Origin of the sequence: Cetobacterium sp. (assembly GCF_048470075.1) — a bacterium.
GTDB lineage: Bacteria > Fusobacteriota > Fusobacteriia > Fusobacteriales > Fusobacteriaceae > Cetobacterium_A.
This window is the reverse complement of sequence record NZ_DBGBQB010000191.1, coordinates 1-1,831: the sequence shown is the minus strand read 5'-3', so window position 1 is coordinate 1,831 and position 1,831 is coordinate 1. Positions and strand designations below refer to the sequence as shown.

3 protein-coding genes are annotated in these 1,831 nt (G+C 31.6%); 2 read left to right on the top strand and 1 reads right to left on the bottom strand.

Translation table 11 applies throughout. The features are described from left to right. The coding region (locus tag ACMOUI_RS07030; protein WP_418965019.1) for an energy transducer TonB at nucleotides 1-727 on the top strand (727 nt) is incomplete at its 5' end. 18 nt (nucleotides 728-745) lie between these two features. Then, complete coding sequence (locus ACMOUI_RS07025) at nucleotides 746-1,252, top strand: flavodoxin family protein (protein WP_418965018.1); 507 nt, start codon at nucleotides 746-748, stop codon at nucleotides 1,250-1,252. A gap of 48 nt (nucleotides 1,253-1,300) precedes the next feature. Here ACMOUI_RS07025 and hutX read toward each other — a convergent pair whose 3' ends face one another. Beyond that, complete coding sequence (hutX, locus tag ACMOUI_RS07020) at nucleotides 1,301-1,771, bottom strand: heme utilization cystosolic carrier protein HutX (RefSeq protein ID WP_418965017.1); 471 nt, start codon at nucleotides 1,769-1,771, stop codon at nucleotides 1,301-1,303. Between the last annotated feature and the right edge of the window lie 60 nt (nucleotides 1,772-1,831).

Here is a 1,831-nt window from a genome sequence, read left to right as displayed (position 1 = left end):
ACATATACTTATCTTTATTTTCGGATTTTCTCTAGATATGAACAGGAGATTTGAAGTGGATAATATTGGAAATGATTTTTCCTCCCCCTCTATTTCTGTCAGTTTCAATTCAGTTCAGACTTCTCTTGAGAAAGAGTCTGAAGAATCAGCTTTAGAGGATGAACAACAAGAAAATACTATGGAAGAAAAAATAGATGAGAAAGTGAAAGAGGTAATAGAGGAAAAGACAGAGGTAAAGGCACAAGAACCTGAGATTAAAGAGAAAAAGATGGAGGTTATAAAAAAAGAGGAGAAAAAACCTGTAAAACCTAAAAAAGTTTTAGAAAAGAAAAAAACTGAACCTAATAAAACTGTTAAGCAACCTCAAAATAATAGTTCAGCACCCAGCGATAATAGTGATTTAATTGAACTATCTCATGGGGTGTTTGCCGCTAAAAACCAGGGAGTTCAAGGTCTTAAATACTCATTTATACAGCAACCAGACCCCGAGTATCCTTTAGCTGCCAAAAGAATCTCCTATAATAAAGAGGTTTCTATTAAAGTGAGATTCCTTGTAGGTCTAAATGGGAAAATTGAGGAGATTAAATTTTATAATGAAAAAGATAGTTTAGGCTTTCAAAAAGAAGTTGAAAAAACTCTAAATAAATGGAGATTGACTCCTGTAACTTTAAATAATAAAACAATAAAACTATATTTTTATAAAGAGTTTAAATTTAATCAAAAATAATGGGAGGATTTTAATTTTATGAAAATACTTATAACATATTCGTCAAAAACTGGGAATACAGAAAAAATAGCTCAAGCTATTCATAAAAGTATTCCAACAGCTGATCTTTTACCTATTTCAGAGATAGTTGACTTAAACTATGACCTAATTTTTATAGGGGGTTGGATAGATAGAGCTAACTTTGATCAAACAGCGTTGACTCTAGCACAGCAAATATTTGATAAAGACGTGGCATACTTCTTTACACTGGGCGCATATCCACACTCTGAACACGCTAAAGAGTGCATTCACAACATTGAAACTCTATTAAACAACAATAACAACAATATTATTGGTGGATATTTCTGCCAGGGAGCAATCGATCCAAAACTTATCTCTTGGTTTTCAACTCTTCCATCAGATCATAGAATGGCTCCAAATGATGAAAGAAAACAGAGATGGGAGGACGCTAAATCCCATCCAGATCACTTAGACCTAAGTAGAGCAACTCAATTTGGACTAGATATAATCTCTAAGTATAGATAAGGAAAATAGGGAGGAGTTTAAATTTAACTCCTCCCTATCTTTTATTTTTTATAGATTTTTAAAACTTTCTAAACACTCTTTAATCAACTCTTTTTTCTCATCCCTTGGAACGTATACTGCAAATATCTCCTTTTCATCCTCTCCAAAGAATTTTATTGAGTAACTCTCTCTTCCAAACATAATATCTTTTACCAAGAAAATCTCTTTTATCTTTCCAACACTTAAATGTCCGCCTATTGTTGAGTCTTTATCATGAAAATTCAAAAATCCATGTGCATAAAATCCTTTTGGAAATTTGTCTTGAATCTCCAATACAAATGCTGGAGTAATAACTAATAAAAATACTTTTTCCCATCCCCTCAAAATTTCAAATAGTCCATCTATTTTTTCAACATCATATTTTCTTACAGTTGGGGCCTCTCTTAAAATCTCAATCATTGGAACATCCAACTCTTTTGCCACTCTACTTAAAGATACCTTTTCATCTTTTAAAAGTATCTCATTTATTTTATCCTTCATAAACTCCTCCTACATATTATTATGTAATGAGAATATATTATATTTTGAAAACTTTGTCAA